Source organism: Oleidesulfovibrio alaskensis DSM 16109, from assembly GCF_000482745.1.
GTDB lineage: Bacteria > Desulfobacterota > Desulfovibrionia > Desulfovibrionales > Desulfovibrionaceae > Oleidesulfovibrio > Oleidesulfovibrio alaskensis.
The window spans coordinates 43854-61541 of the sequence record NZ_AXWQ01000007.1; the positions used below are offsets into that span (position 1 = coordinate 43854).

At 61.5% G+C, this 17688-nt stretch carries 15 protein-coding genes; 9 read left to right on the forward strand and 6 right to left on the reverse strand.

Going from position 1 to position 17688, the window contains the following annotated elements; genetic code table 11:
- Window positions 1–9: 9 nt before the first annotated feature.
- The 5 genes from H586_RS0106920 to H586_RS0106945 all read left to right on the forward strand — a co-directional run bounded on the left by H586_RS0106920 (window position 10) and on the right by H586_RS0106945 (window position 4397).
- Window positions 10–432, forward strand: coding sequence for a hypothetical protein (locus H586_RS0106920; protein ID WP_011366524.1), 423 nt, complete (start codon window positions 10–12; stop codon window positions 430–432).
- A 100-nt stretch (window positions 433–532) separates the two neighbouring features.
- Complete coding sequence (locus H586_RS0106930) at window positions 533–1414, forward strand: hypothetical protein (protein ID WP_027181678.1); 882 nt, start codon at window positions 533–535, stop codon at window positions 1412–1414.
- Between the two features lie 17 nt (window positions 1415–1431).
- Window positions 1432–2562 (forward strand): tRNA dihydrouridine synthase, encoded by a 1131-nt coding sequence (locus H586_RS18480; RefSeq protein WP_027181679.1) that lies wholly within the window; start codon window positions 1432–1434, stop codon window positions 2560–2562.
- The gene (gene ispH / locus H586_RS0106940) at window positions 2553–3398 is read left to right on the forward strand and encodes a 4-hydroxy-3-methylbut-2-enyl diphosphate reductase (protein ID WP_027181680.1); all 846 of its coding nucleotides are present in this window, start codon (window positions 2553–2555) and stop codon (window positions 3396–3398) included. The genes H586_RS18480 and ispH overlap by 10 nt, the downstream gene beginning before the upstream one ends.
- 42 nt (window positions 3399–3440) lie before the next feature.
- The gene (locus H586_RS0106945) at window positions 3441–4397 is read left to right on the forward strand and encodes a chemotaxis protein (RefSeq protein ID WP_011366528.1); all 957 of its coding nucleotides are present in this window, start codon (window positions 3441–3443) and stop codon (window positions 4395–4397) included.
- A gap of 79 nt (window positions 4398–4476) precedes the next feature.
- Here the strand turns inward: H586_RS0106945 and H586_RS18485 are convergent, their stop codons facing one another.
- From H586_RS18485 to H586_RS0106965, 3 genes are all read right to left on the reverse strand, one after another.
- Window positions 4477–4833, reverse strand: a complete 357-nt coding sequence (locus H586_RS18485) for a hypothetical protein (RefSeq protein ID WP_011366529.1) — start codon at window positions 4831–4833, stop codon at window positions 4477–4479.
- 205 nt (window positions 4834–5038) lie between these two features.
- On the reverse strand, window positions 5039–5767 hold the full coding sequence (locus tag H586_RS0106960) for a tetratricopeptide repeat protein (protein WP_011366530.1): 729 nt from the start codon (window positions 5765–5767) through the stop codon (window positions 5039–5041).
- Between the two features lie 130 nt (window positions 5768–5897).
- Window positions 5898–7067 carry a glycosyltransferase gene (locus tag H586_RS0106965; protein ID WP_027181682.1) on the reverse strand — a complete coding sequence of 390 codons (1170 nt, stop codon included), beginning with the start codon at window positions 7065–7067 and terminating at the stop codon, window positions 5898–5900.
- A 137-nt stretch (window positions 7068–7204) separates the two neighbouring features.
- Here H586_RS0106965 and H586_RS0106970 point away from each other — a divergent pair, with 137 nt between their 5' ends.
- The 4 genes from H586_RS0106970 to ilvN all read left to right on the forward strand — a co-directional run bounded on the left by H586_RS0106970 (window position 7205) and on the right by ilvN (window position 11721).
- Window positions 7205–8008 (forward strand): transporter substrate-binding domain-containing protein, encoded by an 804-nt coding sequence (locus tag H586_RS0106970; RefSeq protein WP_211232559.1) that lies wholly within the window; start codon window positions 7205–7207, stop codon window positions 8006–8008.
- A gap of 62 nt (window positions 8009–8070) precedes the next feature.
- Window positions 8071–8904: an amino acid ABC transporter permease gene (locus H586_RS0106975; protein WP_011366533.1), complete on the forward strand. Its 834-nt coding sequence runs from the start codon at window positions 8071–8073 to the stop codon at window positions 8902–8904.
- A gap of 659 nt (window positions 8905–9563) precedes the next feature.
- Window positions 9564–11381, forward strand: coding sequence for an acetolactate synthase large subunit (gene ilvB, locus H586_RS0106985; protein WP_081701793.1), 1818 nt, complete (start codon window positions 9564–9566; stop codon window positions 11379–11381).
- Window positions 11356–11721 carry an acetolactate synthase small subunit gene (gene ilvN / locus H586_RS0106990; protein WP_011366535.1) on the forward strand — a complete coding sequence of 122 codons (366 nt, stop codon included), beginning with the start codon at window positions 11356–11358 and terminating at the stop codon, window positions 11719–11721. The genes ilvB and ilvN overlap by 26 nt, the downstream gene beginning before the upstream one ends.
- 99 nt (window positions 11722–11820) lie before the next feature.
- Here the strand turns inward: ilvN and H586_RS0106995 are convergent, their stop codons facing one another.
- The 3 genes from H586_RS0106995 to H586_RS18490 are packed head-to-tail and all read right to left on the reverse strand — an operon-like array spanning window position 11821 to window position 17665.
- Window positions 11821–13305: an efflux transporter outer membrane subunit gene (locus H586_RS0106995; protein ID WP_011366536.1), complete on the reverse strand. Its 1485-nt coding sequence runs from the start codon at window positions 13303–13305 to the stop codon at window positions 11821–11823.
- Complete coding sequence (locus tag H586_RS0107000; protein ID WP_027181686.1) at window positions 13295–16462, reverse strand: efflux RND transporter permease subunit; 3168 nt, start codon at window positions 16460–16462, stop codon at window positions 13295–13297. Before H586_RS0107000 ends, H586_RS0106995 begins: the two co-directional genes overlap by 11 nt.
- Before the next feature lie 3 nt (window positions 16463–16465).
- Window positions 16466–17665 (reverse strand): efflux RND transporter periplasmic adaptor subunit, encoded by a 1200-nt coding sequence (locus H586_RS18490; RefSeq protein WP_011366538.1) that lies wholly within the window; start codon window positions 17663–17665, stop codon window positions 16466–16468.
- Between the last annotated feature and the right edge of the window lie 23 nt (window positions 17666–17688).

Sequence of the window (17688 nt, forward strand, 5' to 3'; positions counted from 1 at the left end):
AGCTTTGTCATGCAGTTATCACTTCTGGCGCTTGTTCTTGTCACCGTGGCGGAAATTCTTCTCCTCGGCCTGCTGGTGATCTTTTTTTTCCGTCTGCGCCGCTCGGAAAACGTGCTCAGCCAGCTGCAGGCCAACCATGAAAAACTGCTGGCCCGTCTGCATTTTAATGCCGAGCTTGAACAGGAGCTTGTGGAGTCGTTTGCACAGCGTCAGGAAGAGCTGCGCCAGCTGGATATCAGGCTGGAACAGCGGGCGGCCGACCTGCGCAGACTGATGGAGCAGGCCGAAGGCATAAGCCGCAGTCCGCAGTTTCTGCGTGAGATAATTATGAACGGCAGGCGCAAGGGGCGTACTGTGGATCAGCTGGCCCGTTCCACGGGGCTTTCCGCAGACGAGGTGGAGCTGATTCTGGGCAACGGTTCCGCGGGGTGATCAGGCGGTGATGATGCAGTTTTTGCAGCGGCGCAAGCCGCTTTTTTTTACCGGCACGATGCTGCGCCCGCCGCGCGGCTGATGACGCGGAGAGAAGCGCATGGTGCGTATCGGACAATACGGAGGCCGCGGGGGTAGTGGCGGCGCCGGCGCGCGCGGAGGCAGAGCCGCTGTCTTCCGTCAGGGGCGTCGTGTGGGTGACCGGCTGTGCGGGACGGTTGTTTCCGCCGCGGACGGCGGCCATGCCTGGGTCGAGGTGGACGGACAGCGCCTGCTGGCGCGTCTGGAAGTGGCGGCCGCGCCGGGCGATACCCTGGAATTTGTCATAACCAGCCTGCATCCTGAAATAGTGCTGCGCACGATACAGGGCCGGGCCGGAGGACAGGGCGGCGGGGCAGGCGACAGCGAGCTGGCGGCACGGTACAGGGCTGCGCGTGATGCGTTCTGGCTGCGCTTGCGCGAAACGGAAACGGCTGATACGCAGCCCTGCGCGCAGAAGGATTCCCGCGATCTGTTCCGTGACAGGCTGTGCCGGTTTCCGGAACTGGCGCTGGCTTTTATGGAGGCGGTCCACGCACTGGGCGCTGTCCGTGCTTTGCCCGTCATGCGGCAGGGCGCGCTGTGGTTGGCGCCGTGGCGGCTGCCCCGTGCTGATGCGGTGGAAATTTTTGTGTACGGAACACAGACGCCTTCTGCTGCCATGACCAGAATGCTGGCCGCTTTCAGACCGGCGGGTTTTTCTTCCGGTGCGGGGCAGGTACTGGCGGACGTGCGCGCCGGTGGCGGGCTTGTTTCGTTTAAACTGTATGCGGAGCATCCGTCCGTGCTGGGTCATGTGGATATGGTGGCGCTTACGGGCGGATTTGCCGCCGAAGCCCGTTGCATCGGGGTGGAACGCCTGACATTTTTTCCGGGGGACGTCCCCGCTTTTCTGATGCAGGGCGGCAATGCGGGCTATACTGCCCCGCGGGGCCGCATCTGATATTTTGTGGAATGAACATGATGAAGGTTTCCCGCGAGTCTTGTTTTGATGCGGCATCAGTGGTGCCCGGCGTGCCGTCCGGTTTTGCACAGCCCGTGGTTTCTGACGGGCTGACGGTGCTGCCCGCCGGCGGTGATGCCCCGTGGCTTGCCCCGCTTGCCGGATTCACCGATCTGGCGTTTCGCCTGCTGTGCCGTGAATTCGGCGCGCGTGTTGTCTGTTCCGAGATGGTCAGCGCCAAGGGGCTGGTATACCGGAGTCCGGGTACGCATGCTCTGCTGGAAACCTGTCCGCAGGACGCGCCCATGGTGCTGCAGCTGTTCGGCAACGAGGTGCCCATCATGGATGCGGCCATGCGCGAACTGGTGGACAAGGGATACCGCTGGTTTGACCTCAACATGGGCTGCTCTGTGCGCAAGGTGGTCAAAACCGGCTGCGGCGCGGGTATGCTGCGCGATGTGCCCAATGCTGTCCGCGTGGCCCGTGCCATGACGGCCGTGGCGGGGGCGGGCCGTGTGGGGTTCAAGTTCCGGCTGGGCTGGGAACAGGGGGCACAGGTCTGCATGGACCTTGCCCGCAGGCTGGAGGACGCCGGAGCTGGCTGGCTTACCCTGCATCCGCGGTTTGCCCGGCAGGGATTCAGCGGGACGGCGGACTGGGATGCGCTGGCGCGTCTCAAGGAGCATGTGACTATTCCCGTCATTGCCAGCGGCGACCTGTTTACCGCCGGAGATGCTGTGCGCTGCATGCGTGCCAGCGGGGTGGACGGAGTCATGTTTGCCCGCGGGGCACTGGCCAATCCTGCCGTGTTCGAAGATTTTTCCGCCATGATGTCCGGCGGTGAGCAGCCGCAGCCCGACCCTGAAAGGACTGTGCGCATCATACGTCGGCATGTGGCGCTGGCAAGGGCGCTGTGCGCCGACAAAACAGCGCTGTTCAAAATGCGGACTTTTGTGCCCCGCTATGTACGGCAGTTTCCCGGAGCGCGTGCGCTGCGCAACCATCTGGCCTCGTGCCTGACATGGGAAGGGCTGGACCATCTGCTGGATACTTTTTTTGAGCGGTGGCGGGCGCAGGGCGCGCCCATGCTGGATGACGGTGCATGCCGTGTTCAGACCGCCCCCGCGGGAGACGATCAATGCATGTAAAACGTGCGGCCACTGCCGGTTTTTGCATGGGCGTGGGACTTGCCCTGAAAAAACTGGACAGGGAACTTGATAATAACGCGAAAGATATAGCCACGCTCGGCCCTATCATTCATAATCCACAGGTGCTCAGACGCTACGAGCAAAAGGGCGTGCGCTGTTATACCGACCCTGCGGAAGCCCGTTCCGGGCAGCGGGTCGTCATACGGGCGCACGGTATTCCCGAAGAAACGGAAAGAGCGCTTGCCGCGGCGGGGGTCGATCTGGTGGACGCCACCTGTCCCAAGGTCAAGCGTGCGCAGCTGGGCATAGCAAGACAGCGGGAAAAAGGCCGTACGCTGTTGTTGTTCGGCGAGCATGACCATCCTGAAGTTCAGGGACTGCTGAGCTACGCCGGAGAGGGCGCCGTGGTTTTCGGTTCGCTGGAGGAACTGCAGAACGGTCCGCTGGAAGATGACCGGCATTATTTTCTGGCAGCCCAGACCACGCAGGATAAACATGCCTTTACAAGTGTGATAGAATGGGTGCGCCGTCGTTTCGGCGACCATGTGCCCGTGCTGGACACCATCTGCGATGCCACCCGCGAACGGCAGGACGAAGCCATAGCCATTGCGCGCAGTGTGGATGTGATGGTGGTGGTGGGCGGATTTGCCAGCGGTAACACGCGGCGGCTGGCCGAGGTGGCACAGGCTCAGGGTGTGCCCACATACCATGTGGAAACGCCGGACCAGTTGCCTCTGGACGCCATACGCGGGTATGGTGCGGCCGGACTTACTGCCGGGGCTTCCACACCCAAGAGTATTATTGACGAGACCCAGAAATTGTTGGAGTCTTTGTAAAAGGGCTGACAGCCCCGCTGCTGATTTCATCCGGAGGAAACCATGTCGCAGACAAATATCCTGCTTGAGGCGGGCACCAATGAACTGGAAATCGTCGAATTCTATCTGGATGAAGTGACGAACAATCCGGATGAGCCGCCTTACAGGGGGTATTACGGTGTAAACGTTGCCAAAGTGCTGGAAATAATCCGTATGCCCAAGGTGACGGAAATGCCCGAGGTGCAGCATCGTTCGGTGCTGGGGGCATTCAACCTGCGTAACCAGATCATTCCGCTGGTGGACCTGAGCATGTGGCTGGGTAAACAGCGTGCGGGAGAAGAACCCCCCAAGGTTGTGGTGACGGAATTCAATAATGTCACCACGGCATTTCAGGTTTCAGGGGTGAACCGCATTCACCGCATCAGCTGGGAAGAGGTGGAACCGCCCAACAGGTATGTGGCCAGCCTGTCCAACAATTCCATTACCGGCGTGGTCAAGATGGAAGGGCGCATCATCTTCATTCTTGATCTTGAGCGTATTGTGGCCAGCATGAACCCCGATCTTGCCCTGAAGCTTGATGAAGCCGTGGACTGGGAGGCGAACACCGGCTACAGAGCTCTCATCGCCGATGATTCCGGTCTGATCCGCGAGATGCTCAAGGACCTGCTGCAAAAAGCTAAATTTGAGGTGGAGGCCGTGAACAACGGCCGCGAGGCATGGGACCGGCTGGTGGAACTGAAAGCAAAAGGCGAAGAAGAGGGCCGTCCTGTCACCGACTATGTGCAGGTGCTTGTCACCGACATTGAAATGCCCAGCATGGACGGACACAATCTGTGCAAACGCGTGAAGGATGACCCCGCGCTGCGCATGCTGCCTGTTATTCTGTTCTCATCGCTGATTACAGACAAGCTGCGGCACAAGGGCACTTCGGTGGGGGCCGACGACCAGATTTCCAAGCCTGAGGTGACACACCTCGCCCGCCGTGCACAGGCACTTATCGAGGCCATCGGCACGGAATAACAGTTCGGAACATTGTCTTTCACACGCCCCCGCAGTTGCTTCCGGCAGCCGCGGGGGTGTTTTTTATGCATATGGCGGGCTAGCGTTGCCGCACGTTCTGCCGCCACGGGTTCTGGGGGGCGCAGCAGCCTTCGCCCATGCGCAGATTGTCGCGGAACCTCCGGCCGCGCACCGCATCGGCCGCCAGCCGGCACAGGTACCGGTTCCGGCTTTTGCTCCAGCAAAGTTCGGGGCAGCGGTCTGTGTAGCCGTGCAGGTAAACGGATTCATCACAGGGATGATCAAGACAGCACCACCCGCAGCCGTTGCAGGGAGTGCACGCGCGGGTGGAAACGGCGGGCGCCGGTGCCGCGAATTCATGAAATGCCGCCGGACGCGGCTGGCAGGAGTCGAATTCTGCCGGTGCGGTGCCATGCTGGCAGGAAAAATGTGGCATGATGCCCTCGGGTGTTTTTGCATCCGTACCGGAAAATCGTCTGCGGCGTGGCTCGCGGGGGGCCGGGCTCGGGCGGCTGTTGCAGGCAGTCAGTGACGGTCAGCGGCGGTTGCGTGGCATGGATATCCGCAGCCTGACAGCTGAAGCCGCAGGTGGCAAGCGGCAGATGAAAAAAACCGCCCGGAGGCGGTTGTCCTGACGGGGGTCAGCCCCGCAGCGCAGGAATCCGTTCCAGTTTTTGCAGGAACACGGCTGCGGGCCGGAAACCGGGGTTGGTGCTGACAGCTTTTTGCAGCACCGCCTGGCATTCTTTGTATCGCTTCATATCAAACAGTGTGCGGGCGATGTTGAAGTCGAGATGTTCGTCTTCGCCGTGAAATTTGCGCAGCACCATGTAACAGTCCAGCGCATTCTGCGGTTCGCCGCCTTTACGCAGCGAAACAGCCACCTTGTTCAGCAGCATGCGCAGCTTTTCATTCAGCCCCGCGCCGTTCTGCACCAGATACTCCACCACGGTTTCCGCTTTCGGGCGTTGCCCTGTGGCCAGATAGGCGGGAATAAGCGGCAGATAGGCACGCATGTTTTCGGCTTTGTTTTGCGGATAGCCCGTGGCTGCGCCCTGAAGGGCCACTGTGGGCATGGCATCGCGTTGGTACAGGGCCGGTTCCGGCCAGTACTGGGCAAGAAAGCGCATGCGCTCCACGCGCTTGGCAAGTTTGAGCGCCGGGTCTGCCGGAAGGCCGTTGAACAGCGGAGTCACTTCCACGGCTCCGCCGTCAAGTGTACGCGCAGCCCACAGAATAGCTCGCGGCGATGCGGCGGCGGCGCCGTTCTGCGTGTTTTTGTTGCCTGCACTGGAAAAAAAGCCTGCGGGCCGGATGCTCCCTGTCAGCTGCCTGACAAGGGCCTCTGTGGTATTCTCGGACGGTTCCATGTGAGTATGTCTCGGGTTCGTAAAACTGAAATGCGCTGCCTGTGTGCAGCGCGGGTGAAAGACTCTTCTAGGCCTACGAAGGCGGGTTCGTCAATGCGGCGCGGAAGGCGCGGCAGGGGAGGAAAACGGGCTAAACGGCAAAGCTGCCGGTGCAGGATGGCCGCCCTGTACTTGCGGAAAGTGCGGCATCGCGGGCGCGTTCGCATGCCTGCCGGAAACGCTGTGCATACAGGCTCAGGCAGCGTTCTGCCATATGTCTGTGCGTGAACCCGCACAGCACATGCATCCGGCAGTCATAGGGGTTTATGCTGTCCATGTGCCGCAGCTGCATGCGGGCGTCGTCCATGCAGCGGAAAAAAAATCCCGTCACCCCGTGGCTGCATACTTCGGGCAATGCGCCGGTGGCCGTGCACAGCACAGGAGTGCCGGAAACCAGCGCCTCAAGAACGGCCATGCCGGTCCAGTCGGGGGTGAGCGCAGGGTGAATCAGCGCTCTGGCTCCCGCCAGCAGTTGTGCATACTCTGCGTGTGTCAGACTGCCGGCAAAGCTGACGTGCGCGTTGCCGGCAGTGCCGGCAAACTGCTCTGCGGGAGCTGCAACCACCAGCGGCAGTCCTGCTGCGCGGGCCAGACCGGCGGCCAGCAGAAAACTGTGCTGCGGCAAAAGGCAGTCCTGCATGTGCTCCTGTGCCGTCTGCCCCGTGCCGCGGGTACCGGCATAGAGCAGGTACCCGTCATTATCCGCCCTGAAAAAGTACTGCTGCGGATCGATGCCGCAGTGTACCACGGCCCCTGCAGGATGGTTGCAAAAACGGCCCAGCGCGGCGCTGGCGTATACCGGTTCGCTTTGTGCCGCGGGGTGCGTGGTGCAGGACATGACGTGGTGCAGGCAGATGCTGCCCTGCACCGGTGCAAAGGGTTGCAGTGCGTGTATCACATCGGCGCCGTCCGGCAGACGCAGCATGTCTTCTGCCTGCTGTGGCGGCAGGAAGCGGGTGCTTTCGGAGAGTACGCAGGAGCAGGCCTCTCCGGCGGGCTTTGCGGCAGGTTGTTCTGGTGCAGGCGTTGCGGCGGCCTGTGTGTCGGGCGGGCACGGACATGCGTCGGGGTCTGCTCTGCGGGGCGGTTCTGCGGAGGGTTGGTGCAGCACCCCCTGACTGTCATACAGCGCCACGGCATGACCCATCTGCCGCAAGGCATCAGCCAGCGCGGGCATGGGGCCCGTACAGGGGGCGGTATGCGGCGGGCAGCCCGCGGCATTGTCAAGCAGGGCGATGCGCATGACCGACGATAGCAGCATTCATGCGGCCGTGCATAGTATAACGCCGCAGCGTGTATCCTGCGGTATGGCTTTGACATGCATGGCGGCACGGCATTGACAAGCATGGCGGCGCCCGCATACTTCATCAGACCATCAACGCGCAGGAGGACGCTTGTATGCAGACAGCCATCCGGAAGCTGAAGACTGTTCTGGTGCTGCTGTGCGCCGTGCTGACGGGGACAGCCGGCGTATGTGCGGCACAGGGGCTGCCCGATCTCGCAGGGCGCACGGTGCATGCCGTGACCGGCAACGACTACCGGCCGCTCAATTTCATCGATCCGCAGACCGGCAACGGCATCGGGTTTGAGTATGATGCGGTGAATGAAATATGCCGTCGCCTCAACTGTACGGTGCAGTGGCACGTCACATCCTGGGATACCATGATTTCCGCCGTGCGCGGCGGACAGTACGACGTGGGCATGGACGGCATAACCATCAATGATGAACGCCGAAAGCAGGTTGAGTTCACCGAACCCTACCTGACCAGTGAGCAGTTTATGCTGGTGCGCGCCGACGAGCAGCGTTTTGCCGATGCGCAGACCTTCCGCGCCGACGAGCGGTTGCTCATCGGCTCGCAGCCGGGCACCACCAATTTTTATGTGGCCGTGTACGATGTGCTGGACGGCGACGAGGCCAACCCCCGTATCAAGCTTTTTGAAACCTTCGGACCGGCCGTGCAGGCCCTCATCCACGGCGATGTGGATATGGTGCTGATGGATGCCTCGTCCACACGCGGCTACATAGGCGCACGCCCCGGCAAGCTCAAGGTTGTGGGCGGTCCGCTTGGTTCGGAGCAGTTCGGCTTTATCATGACGCCGGGCTCGGATCTTGTGGAACCGTTCAACGCCGCCATAGGCAGCATGAAGAAGGACGGCACGCTGGACGCTCTGAGCCGGCGGTGGTTTTACGAATACAGGTAACGCAACGTGCAGCGGCCGGTTCTGCCCGGGCAAAGCCGTTCCGCTGTATCCGTAAGAGAACGATGTCATCATCCCGTACTGCCGCAGGCCGCCGCGGGGGCCTGTTTGAACGCCTGCCTCTGTGGCTGCTGGCCGCTTTGTTCATTGCCGTGCTGATATGCTGGAACATGGCCGCCGATGCAGACTATACCGCTATTTTCGTGACGGTCCGCAAAGGCGTGGCCGTCACCCTTTATGTATCATTCATCGCATATGCGCTGTCTCTGCTGGCAGGGCTGGTGCTCGGGCTGTGGCGCGTTTCGCGCTGCAGGCTGCTGCGCGAGGCGGCCACGTTTTATATTGAAATAGTGCGCGGCATCCCCATGCTGGTCATTCTGTACTACATTGCCTTTGTGGGTGCCCCCGGTCTGGTGGATGCACTCAACTGGCTGCTTTCGCCGCTGATTGAAGCCGGTCTGACCGCCCGCATCAGTGTGCGCTCGCTGGATTTTACATGGCGGGCCATCCTGGCGCTTACGGTGGGGTATTCTGCATTTATTGCCGAAATAGTGCGCGCAGGTGTTGAGTCTGTGGCCGCAGGGCAGATGGAAGCGGCGCGTTCTCTGGGACTGAGCCGCTGGCAGGCCATGCGCAAGGTAGTTCTGCCGCAGGCGCTGCGCAATGTGCTGCCGCCTCTGGCTAATGACTTTGTGGCCATGCTCAAGGATTCGGCTCTGGTTTCGGCTCTGGGCGTTCAGGATATCACGCAGCTGGGCAAGGTGTATTCCGCATCCACATTCATGTTTTTTGAAACGTACAATGTTGTGGCTTTTTTGTATCTGGTGATGACCATTGGTCTTTCGCTGTGCATCAGGGGGCTGGAACGGCGGCGGGGCTGCGGGCCTGTAAGGTTGTAGATGCGCAGACCCGCGGTGCGGCAATGCCCCCCGCGGTGCGGTGGCTGAGTGTGCAGACACCCGCACCGCGCGGCGGGCAGTGGGACGGCAGGGCATATCCGCCACCCGCGTATGGCGGGCCTTCCCGGCGGACAGCAGCGGCGTTGGCCGTGGCATGCCGTTACGGCTGCCGGCAGAACGCTCTTCCGGTATTTCTGCGGCAGCGGCCCGGCCGCGGCACGGTACGGGCGCGGCATGTCGGATAACGTATCTGCGGCGGGGCGTCATCTGCATTCCGGCAGGTGATGAAAGGGTGCTGTGCAGTCTTTCACAGACTGTATGCGGCTCCAAATAACCTGTTGACGAAAACGTCAAGCCGGGATTAGGGTTTTTCAGCTTCACTGCTCCGTGAACGCGGCAACGCGAAAAAAAGAGATTACGAATGACTTACGGCTACGCTGACAACGCTGCTTCTTCCCAGACCCTACTGGGTCTCTGCGCCGTTGTTTCCGTCGTCGTCTCTGTCGTAGTCGTCGTCGTTCGCGTCGTTATAAGCGCGCCGTAGCGGAGGAGCACATACACAGTATTCAGTCCAACCCCCGCCGGCGCAAGCCGGCGGGGGTTGTCTTGTTGCAGCCGGTCGCCGGAAGCCGCCCGGGGAAAGCGAAGGAGGAGTCTCCATGAGCCGTTCCCGATCACGCGACCATGCCGCCGAAGCGCGGCCGTCTGCCGGAAAGGCTGCCATGCATGGCAGCAAAACGCAGTGTCCGGCGCCGGAAAAACAGCAGCCTGCCGCCCGGCCGGAGCGCATGACAGGTGCAGCAGCCGTTGTGCGGATGCTTGAGCGACAGGGGGTGCGGCATGTGGCCGGCATTCCGGGCGGTGCCAGCCTGCCGCTGTACGATGCACTGGCAGCACGCGGCAGCATCCGGCACATTCTCACCCGTCATGAACAGGCTGCCGGCTTCATTGCGCAGGGCATGGCCCGTGCCACCGGTGTTCCTGCCGTATGTCTTGCCACTTCCGGTCCCGGCGCCACCAATATCCTTACCGCACTGGCCGATGCCAAGCTTGATTCGGTTCCGGTTGTCTGCATCACGGGGCAGGTACCCACCACACTCATAGGTACCGATGCCTTTCAGGAGGTGGATACCTATGGCATGAGCATTCCTGTGACCAAACATAATTTTCTGGTCCGCACGGCGCAGGAACTGCTCACGGTCATTCCCGAAGCATTCCGCATTGCGGCTTCCGGCCGTCCGGGGCCGGTGCTTGTGGATATTCCGCGTGATGTGCAGCTGGCCACGCTGGAGATAGACAGCTGGCCCGGACCGGGGCTGCCCGATGCTCCCCTGATGCCGGATATGGAAGACGTGGTGGGTGCCGCCGCCATGATAGACGAGGCGGAGCGTCCGCTGATGTATCTGGGCGGCGGGGTCATCAGTTCCGGTGCCGCACCGGCGGCAAGGCGCATAGCCGAAAAGGCTGGCATACCGGTGGCCATGACGCTTATGGGACTCGGGGCCGTTCCTTCGGAGCATCCTCTTTCACTCGGCATGCTGGGCATGCACGCCGCGCGCTGCACCAACATGGCCATGGAAGAGTGCGACCTGCTTATTGTGGCGGGTGCCCGTTTTGACGACAGGGCCACAGGGCGTGTGGACAGCTTCTGCCCGCGGGCGCGGGTGATTCATATCGACATCGATGCCAGCGAACTGGATAAAATCCGCTCTGCCCATCTGGGTATTCAGGGCGATGTGCGGGCAACTCTGGAGGCGCTGGAGCCGCTGGTTGCCCCGTGCGCCCGCGAAAACTGGCTGCACCGCGTGGAAGAGCTGCGCAACGGCTGGGGGCTGGATTTGCCGCGCACCGACGACCCCGTAAGTCCTTACGGCATGATTTTACGGACGGCGGAAATAGTGGGTCCGGAAGCCGTGGTGACCACCGATGTGGGCCAGCATCAGATGCGTACGGCACAGGCATATCCTTTCAGCAGACCCCGTCAGTGGCTTACCTCTGGCGGGCTGGGCACCATGGGGTTCGGTCTGCCCGCCGCCATCGGGGCCGCGCTTGCCTGTCCGGAAAGAACGGTGGTCTGCTTCACGGGTGACGGCAGCCTGCAGATGAATATTCAGGAACTGGCCACCGCCGTGGAGCAGCGCTGCAACATCAAGATAATTCTTGCCAATAACAACGCTCTGGGACTGGTGCAGCAGTTGCAGAACCTGTTTTTCGAGCGGCGGGTTTTCGCCACGGATTATTCGGTACAGGTTGATTTTGTGCGTATTGCGGAAGGATTCGGCATGCCTGCCGTTGATCTGGGCGCCAGCCGTGATCCGCTGGGCATGCTGGAGGCCGCACTGACCACGGCGGGGCCTTGTCTTGTGAACATTCCCGTGGCGGTTTCGGAAAGTGTTTTTCCCATGGTGCCTCCCGGCGCCGCCAACACAGAAATGATAGAAGGAGACGGCCATGACCGTACAGAAGCAGCAGCCTGACAGCGCCGCGGGGCTTATTGCCCTGCGCCTTACCGTGCGTAACCACCCCGGTGTCATGTCGCATGTGTGCGGTCTTTTTGCCCGCCGCGCGTTCAACGTGGAAGGCATTCTGTGCACGCCGGTGGACGATGGTTCCATAAGCCGCATATGGCTGCTGGTACACGATGATGCCCGTCTGGAGCAGATGATCAGGCAGGCGGCCAAACTGCAGGACGTGAGCGAAGTGCGTCCTTTTCCGGCTGACGGAGCTGCTTTTGCCCGTCTGGAATCCTGTGTTGCCGCGTGGGAAACCGGTGATGCGGTGTATGAGCGGCCTGCGGTTTCTGCACCGGTTTCGTGACGCTGTGCGGCCGGATGCCGTTGCGGGGTGCATGACAGAAAAAGGGCCGGAATATTCCGGCCCTTTCTGTGTCTGTGCGTCTGAGACTGCCTGCAACGGTCAGCGCTGACTGCTTCCGGCGTCCTGCGCCGTCTGCTGCAGTGCTTCCATGGTCTGCCATCCGCCGCCCATGGATTTGTAGATGCGTACCAGGCTGTCCACCACGGCGCCCTTGCTTACTGCCAGCTGGTCTTCGTACGAGAGCAGCGACCGGCGGGCTTCCAGCACGTCGCTGAAGTCCACAAGGCCGTTCAGGTACTTGTCCTGCGCCAGTTCAAGCGCTTCGCGGGCTGCCAGTGTGGCTGCCTGCAGCGCGTCACGGCGGTTCTGTTCCTTGGCGTAGTCCGTCATGGCCGTCTGGGCTTCATTCAGCGCGGCCAGCACCGTGTGCTGGTAACGGTGCAGGTACTGTTCCTGCACGGCTTCAGCCACATCTATATTACGGCGTATGGCTCCGGCGCGGAAAATGGGCCAGCTGATGCCCGGCCCGAAACTGTAGACCTGACTGCCGCTTTCAAACAGGCTGCTCTGGGCAAACGATTCCAGCCCGATGGAGCCGACCAGCCGGAATTTGGGGTACAGTTCAGCCGTGGCCACCCCCACTTCAGCGGTTCTGGCTGCCAGCGTGCGTTCCGCCATGCGGATGTCGGGCCGGTTGCGCAGCGCGTCTGCAGGTATGCCCACGGCCACACTGACCGGTGGCATGGGTATGGGACGCCGGGTGATAAGCTCGGCATGCAGCGTGTCGGGCTGCTGCCCCAGCAGCAATGCCAGCCGGTTGATGGCGGCATCCAGCTTGGACTGCAGTGCGGGAATCTCGGCGCGGGTGCTTTCAAGGCTGTAGCGCGCCTGCTGCACACCCAGCGCATCGCTCAGGCCGGAATCGTAGCGCGAGGCGACGATTTCATAGGTTTCTTTCTGTTCTTCAAGGTTGGCCTGAGCCACGGAAAGCCGGGTCTGGTAGGTGCGCACGTCCACGTAGGTGGATGCTATTTCCGCCAGCATGGATACGTATACATCGCGCAGGTCGGCTTCGCTGGCTTCCAGTTCGGCTCCGGCGGCTTCAACGGCACGGCGCGTGCCGCCGAAGATGTCTATTTCCCATCCGGCATCAAATCCGGCTTTGTACAGGTCACGTTCCTTGCCGTCGTATCCCGCGTTTTCAGACTGTTGGCCGGTGGACAGGCTGCCCGAGGCATCCAGCGTGGGGTACAGGTCCGCCTCGCTGATGCCCAGACGGGCCCGTGCGGCGCGGACGCGGGCCCGGGCTTCCTTCAGGTCAAGGTTGCCGGTCACGGCGCGCTGCATCAGGCTGTCCAGCATGGGATCTTCCAGCACTTTCCACCATTGCGACAGCGCGGTGGTGGCGTTTCTGGTCTGCCGCAGGCCGGAAACGTCCTCCGTGCGCCATGCGGCGGGCGAATCCAGTTCCGGTGCGGTATAATCCGGCCCCACGGCGCAGCCGCCTGCAAACACTATGGTCAGCAGAGCGGAGGCCAGCAGACCGTTTCTGCGCGGCGTGGCGTATGCCTTGTTATGCGTCATTGTTGCTCCCCGTATCGGTCAGTTCTGCGTGCGCGGCGTCGCGCCTGCGGTGTACCCAGTCCATGGTTCTGGTGCGCATGGTTTCAAAGGCGGCATACAGCGGCGGGATGAAGAATATCCCCACCATGGTGGATGCCAGCATGCCCGCGAACACCGTGGTGCCGATGGACTGACGGCTGCCTGCACCGGCACCCTGGGCGATGACCATGGGGAACACGCCCAGAATGAACGAGAACGCCGTCATGAGCACCGCACGGAATCTGATACGCGCGCCCGTGGTGGCGGCTTCCATGATGGAGGCGCCCTCAAGCCGTTTGTCGCGCGAGAATTCCACGATGAGGATGGCGTTTTTGGCCGCCAGCCCCACCAGCAGCACAAGCCCTATCTGGGCGTATATGCTCAGCGGCATGCCTGCTATCATCAGCCCCGCCAGCGCGCCGCCGGAGGCGAACAGAATGGAGAGCATGACAGGCAGCGGCGTTGTCCAGCTTTCGTACTGTGCCACAAGGAACAGGTAGCCGAACAGCAGTGCCAGTCCCACAAGAATGCCGGTCTGTCCCTGCGTCTGCTTTTCCTGATAGCTCTGGCCGGACCATTCATAGGTGTAGCCTTCGGGCAGTGTTTTGTCCGCCAGTTCCTCGAACAGATCCATGGCCTGACCGGAGCTGAAGCCCGGAACAGGTATGGCCATTATCTGCGCCGAGGGGAACTGGTTGTAGCGCGAGTAGCTTTGCGGTCCAAGCACAGTCTCTATGGTTGCTATGCTGCCCAGCGGCACCATGTGTCCGTCACCGCTGCGCACGTGCAGGCGGCTGATGTCGTCCACCGCATTGCGGTAGTCGTTTTCGGCCTGAATGTTGACCTGAAACGCGCGGCCCAGCATGTTGAAGTCGTTTATATACCGCGAACCGAGCTGTGTCTGCAACGTGGCGAATACGTTGCTGACGGCCACACCCATGCTTTCCGCCTTTGCCCTGTCCAGCTTGATGAACACCTGCGGCACGTTGGCGGAATAAGAGCTGAACGCGGCCATTATTCTGGGGTCGCTGTTGGCCGCGATGAGCATGGAGCGCACTGCGGCGGCCAGTTCCTGAGGGCTTTGACCCTGCGTGGCCAGCACGCGGAAGTCTATGCCGCCCGCCATGCCCAGACCGGGAATGGCCGGCGGCAGCAGTACGCGGGTGTTGGCGTAAGGGATGGCGTTGAAGGCCACGGTCATTTTGGCCTGCAGGGCCGTTGCGTGCAGCGAAGCATCGCTGCGTTCGTCCCACGGGAGCAGGTTGGCGATGAGCAGACCGGAGTTTGCCCCGCGGCCGCTCAGAAAGCTGAAGCCGTTGATGCCCAGCACTTCCTGCATGCCGTCCATGGTTTCCATCTGTGCGCCGATTTCGTCAATCACATTGCCTGTTCTGGGCTTTGCGGCTCCGTCGGGCAACTGCACATCCACAAACAGAGCGCCCTGATCTTCATCGGGAACAAAACTGGTGTGGATACTGTTCATCATGTAGTACGTGCCCGCGGCCACTGCCAGAAAGAGCACGCCGGAGATGACCATCTTGCGGATGAGCCATGCCGTGCCGGAAACAAAGCTGTTGCGGCACTTGTTGAGCACCGTGTTGAACACGGCCAGAGGTCCGTGCTGATGCATGCGCACCGGCCGCAGCAGAATGGCGCACAGCGCGGGGCTGAGCGTCAGCGCGTTGACCGAAGACAGCAGCACCGACGTGGATATGGTGACCGCAAACTGCCGGAAGATGTTGCCGGTGATGCCCGAGATGAAGCCAATGGGCACAAAAACGGCCAGCAGCACCAGCGTGGTGGCGATGACCGGCCCGGTCACCTGTTCCATGGCCTTGATGGTGGCCTGAGGCGCGGGCAGTTTTTCCTCGTACATGATGCGCTGTACGTTTTCCACCACCACAATGGCATCGTCCACCACCACGCCGATGGCCAGAATGAGCGCAAACAGGGTGAACGTGTTTGCGCTGTACCCCAGCGCCATGAGCACCGCAAATGTGCCCAGCAGCGAAACAGGGATGGTCAGCGTGGGAATGAGCGTCGCCCGCAGGTCCTGCAGGAAGATGTATGTCACGCCCATGACCAGTGCAAAGGTGATGAGCAGGGTGAGGATTATTTCCCACAGCGCGGCACGCACATAGTCCGTGGTGTCGTACATCAGCCGGTATTCCACGTCTTCGGGAAAGAATCTGGAAAGCCGGTCGAGTTCTTTGTTCAGGTTTTCAACGGTATCCAGAGCGTTGGCTGTGGGGCTCTGGTACACGCCCAGCGCAATGGCGGGGTGTCCGTTGAATGTGGCCTCTGTGCCGTAGTCCTTGGCGCCCAGCTCCACGCGCGCCACATCGCCCAGACGCAGCAGGCCGCCTGTGTCGTTGCTGCGGATGACAATGTTGCGGAACTCTTCCACCGTGGTCAGACGGCCTTTGGCGCGTACGGTGAACGTGAGCTGCTGGTCGGGCGAAGACGGGGCGGAGCCCACACTGCCCGCGGCAGCCTGAATGTTCTGCGAGCCGACGGCTTCAATGACTTCCTCGGGGCTTACCTTGAGCGCGGCCATTCTGTCCGGATCAAGCCAGATGCGCATGCTGTAGTCTTTGGCACCGAACACCGTGACGTCGCTGACGCCGTTCACGCGGGTAAGCGCGTCTTTGATGTTTATGCTGACGTAGTTGCTCAGATAGAGCGAGTCATGCGATCCCTGAGGGGAGATAAACGAGTATACAGCAAGCATGTTTGAGGATTTCGAACGGATGGAAACCCCCTGCTGCTTGACTTCCGTGGGCAGAACAGGTTCTGCCAGCGCGACGCGGTTCTGCACGTTGACCTGTGCTATATCGGGGTCCACATCAGGCCCGAAGGTCACTGTAAGTGAGTAGTTGCCGCTGTTATCGCTGCTGGACGACATGTAGACCATGCCTTCGACGCCGTTGACCTGCGACTCGATGGGCGCTGCCACGGTATCGGCCAGAACCTGTGCGCTGGCACCCGGATACGCGGCCGAAACCACGATTTCCGGAGGGTTGATCTGAGGGTACTGCGCCACGGGAATGGTGAACATGGTCACCAGACCGGCAATGGTGATGACCAGTGATATGACCATCGCCAGCCGCGGGCGGCTTACAAACAGTTTGGCGATCATGGGCTACTCCTGACCGCGGGTGGCGTCAAGCTTGGGTTCCACGGGCTGGCCCACGCGGGCTTTCTGCAGTCCGTGCACAATGATGGTTTCGCCGCCCTGCAGTCCGTCTTCCACAACCCAACTGGCGCCGACGGTTGCTCCGGTGACGATGCGGCGTACACTCACCACGTTGCCTTCTCCCACTACCAGTACAAACCGGCCGTCCTTGTCTTCCTGCACGGCTGCCTGCGGTACCACCGGGCGCGGCTTTGCGGCGGCCTTGGTCAGTTCCACGGTTACATAACCGCCCGGCAGCAGCAGCTGGCCCGGGTTGTCAAACACCGCGCGCACGGCAATGGTGCCGGTACGGGCATCTATTTCGTTATCCACAAAATCTATGCGTCCCTGTGCGGGGTAGACCGTTCCGTCGGAAAGGCGCAGGCGCGGCACAACCACGTCGGAAAATGAAACCTCGCCCGAAGGCAGCGGAGACACCTGCCGGCTCATGGCCAGATAATCCTGCTCGTTCAGCGAAAAGACCACACGGATGGGGTCTACCTGTACGATGCGTGCCAGCGCTCCCGTGGAGGGAGTCACAAGGTTGCCCTTGGTCACCTGAACACGACCGATGCGTCCGTGGATGGGGGCAGTGATGGTGGTGTACCCCAGATTAAGTCTGGACTGCTCAAGCGCGGCCATGGCTTCCTGCAGCTGGGCCTTTGCCTGCAGCTGGTCGCTGACTGCCGCGTCCATGTCTGCCGCGGCCACACCGCTTTTACGGGTGGAACGCAGGCGCTTTAAGTATTTTTCGGCCCTGTCCAGCGAAGCCTGTGCCTTGTCCACGGCGGCGGCGTCGGCGTTGACACGGGCACGGTAGGTTGTCTGCTCGATGACAAAAAGAACGTCACCGGCGTTTACCATGCCGCCTTCGGTGACGTTTACTGCCGTGAGATATCCTTCGACTCTCGGCTGCAGGTCCACTGCCTGAATGGCTTCAACCCTGCCCACATATGCCTGCGGGGGGTTGGCGTCCTTCACCTGAACTTTTTCCACGGTGACGGCGGGGGCAGGGCCTTGTGCTCCGGCGCCGGGCGCCGCATAGGCAAAGGTGGCCAGCACGGTGAACCACAGCAGTACCGATGCCGTGAATACCGCGGAGACGTGAACTGTGCGCGATGTTGCCGGTGCAGGATGACCGGATCGCAGATGACAATGGTTATGCATACGTAAATCCATAAAAAAAGTTT

What these genes read in the sequence shown, in the direction of transcription:
- H586_RS18480 (WP_027181679.1), top strand. Translation starts at nt 1,432, where the DNA reads ATGATGAAGGTTTCCCGCGAGTCTTGTTTTGATGCGGCATCAGTGGTG.
- H586_RS0106930 (WP_027181678.1), top strand. Translation starts at nt 533, where the DNA reads ATGGTGCGTATCGGACAATACGGAGGCCGCGGGGGTAGTGGCGGCGCC.
- H586_RS18490 (WP_011366538.1), bottom strand. Translation starts at nt 17,665, where the DNA reads ATGCATAACCATTGTCATCTGCGATCCGGTCATCCTGCACCGGCAACA.
- ilvB (WP_081701793.1), top strand. Translation starts at nt 9,564, where the DNA reads ATGAGCCGTTCCCGATCACGCGACCATGCCGCCGAAGCGCGGCCGTCT.
- H586_RS18485 (WP_011366529.1), bottom strand. Translation starts at nt 4,833, where the DNA reads ATGCCACATTTTTCCTGCCAGCATGGCACCGCACCGGCAGAATTCGAC.
- H586_RS0106975 (WP_011366533.1), top strand. Translation starts at nt 8,071, where the DNA reads ATGTCATCATCCCGTACTGCCGCAGGCCGCCGCGGGGGCCTGTTTGAA.
- ispH (WP_027181680.1), top strand. Translation starts at nt 2,553, where the DNA reads ATGCATGTAAAACGTGCGGCCACTGCCGGTTTTTGCATGGGCGTGGGA.
- H586_RS0106970 (WP_211232559.1), top strand. Translation starts at nt 7,205, where the DNA reads ATGCAGACAGCCATCCGGAAGCTGAAGACTGTTCTGGTGCTGCTGTGC.
- H586_RS0106945 (WP_011366528.1), top strand. Translation starts at nt 3,441, where the DNA reads ATGTCGCAGACAAATATCCTGCTTGAGGCGGGCACCAATGAACTGGAA.
- H586_RS0107000 (WP_027181686.1), bottom strand. Translation starts at nt 16,462, where the DNA reads ATGATCGCCAAACTGTTTGTAAGCCGCCCGCGGCTGGCGATGGTCATA.
- H586_RS0106995 (WP_011366536.1), bottom strand. Translation starts at nt 13,305, where the DNA reads ATGACGCATAACAAGGCATACGCCACGCCGCGCAGAAACGGTCTGCTG.
- H586_RS0106960 (WP_011366530.1), bottom strand. Translation starts at nt 5,767, where the DNA reads ATGGAACCGTCCGAGAATACCACAGAGGCCCTTGTCAGGCAGCTGACA.
- ilvN (WP_011366535.1), top strand. Translation starts at nt 11,356, where the DNA reads ATGACCGTACAGAAGCAGCAGCCTGACAGCGCCGCGGGGCTTATTGCC.
- H586_RS0106920 (WP_011366524.1), top strand. Translation starts at nt 10, where the DNA reads ATGCAGTTATCACTTCTGGCGCTTGTTCTTGTCACCGTGGCGGAAATT.
- H586_RS0106965 (WP_027181682.1), bottom strand. Translation starts at nt 7,067, where the DNA reads ATGCTGCTATCGTCGGTCATGCGCATCGCCCTGCTTGACAATGCCGCG.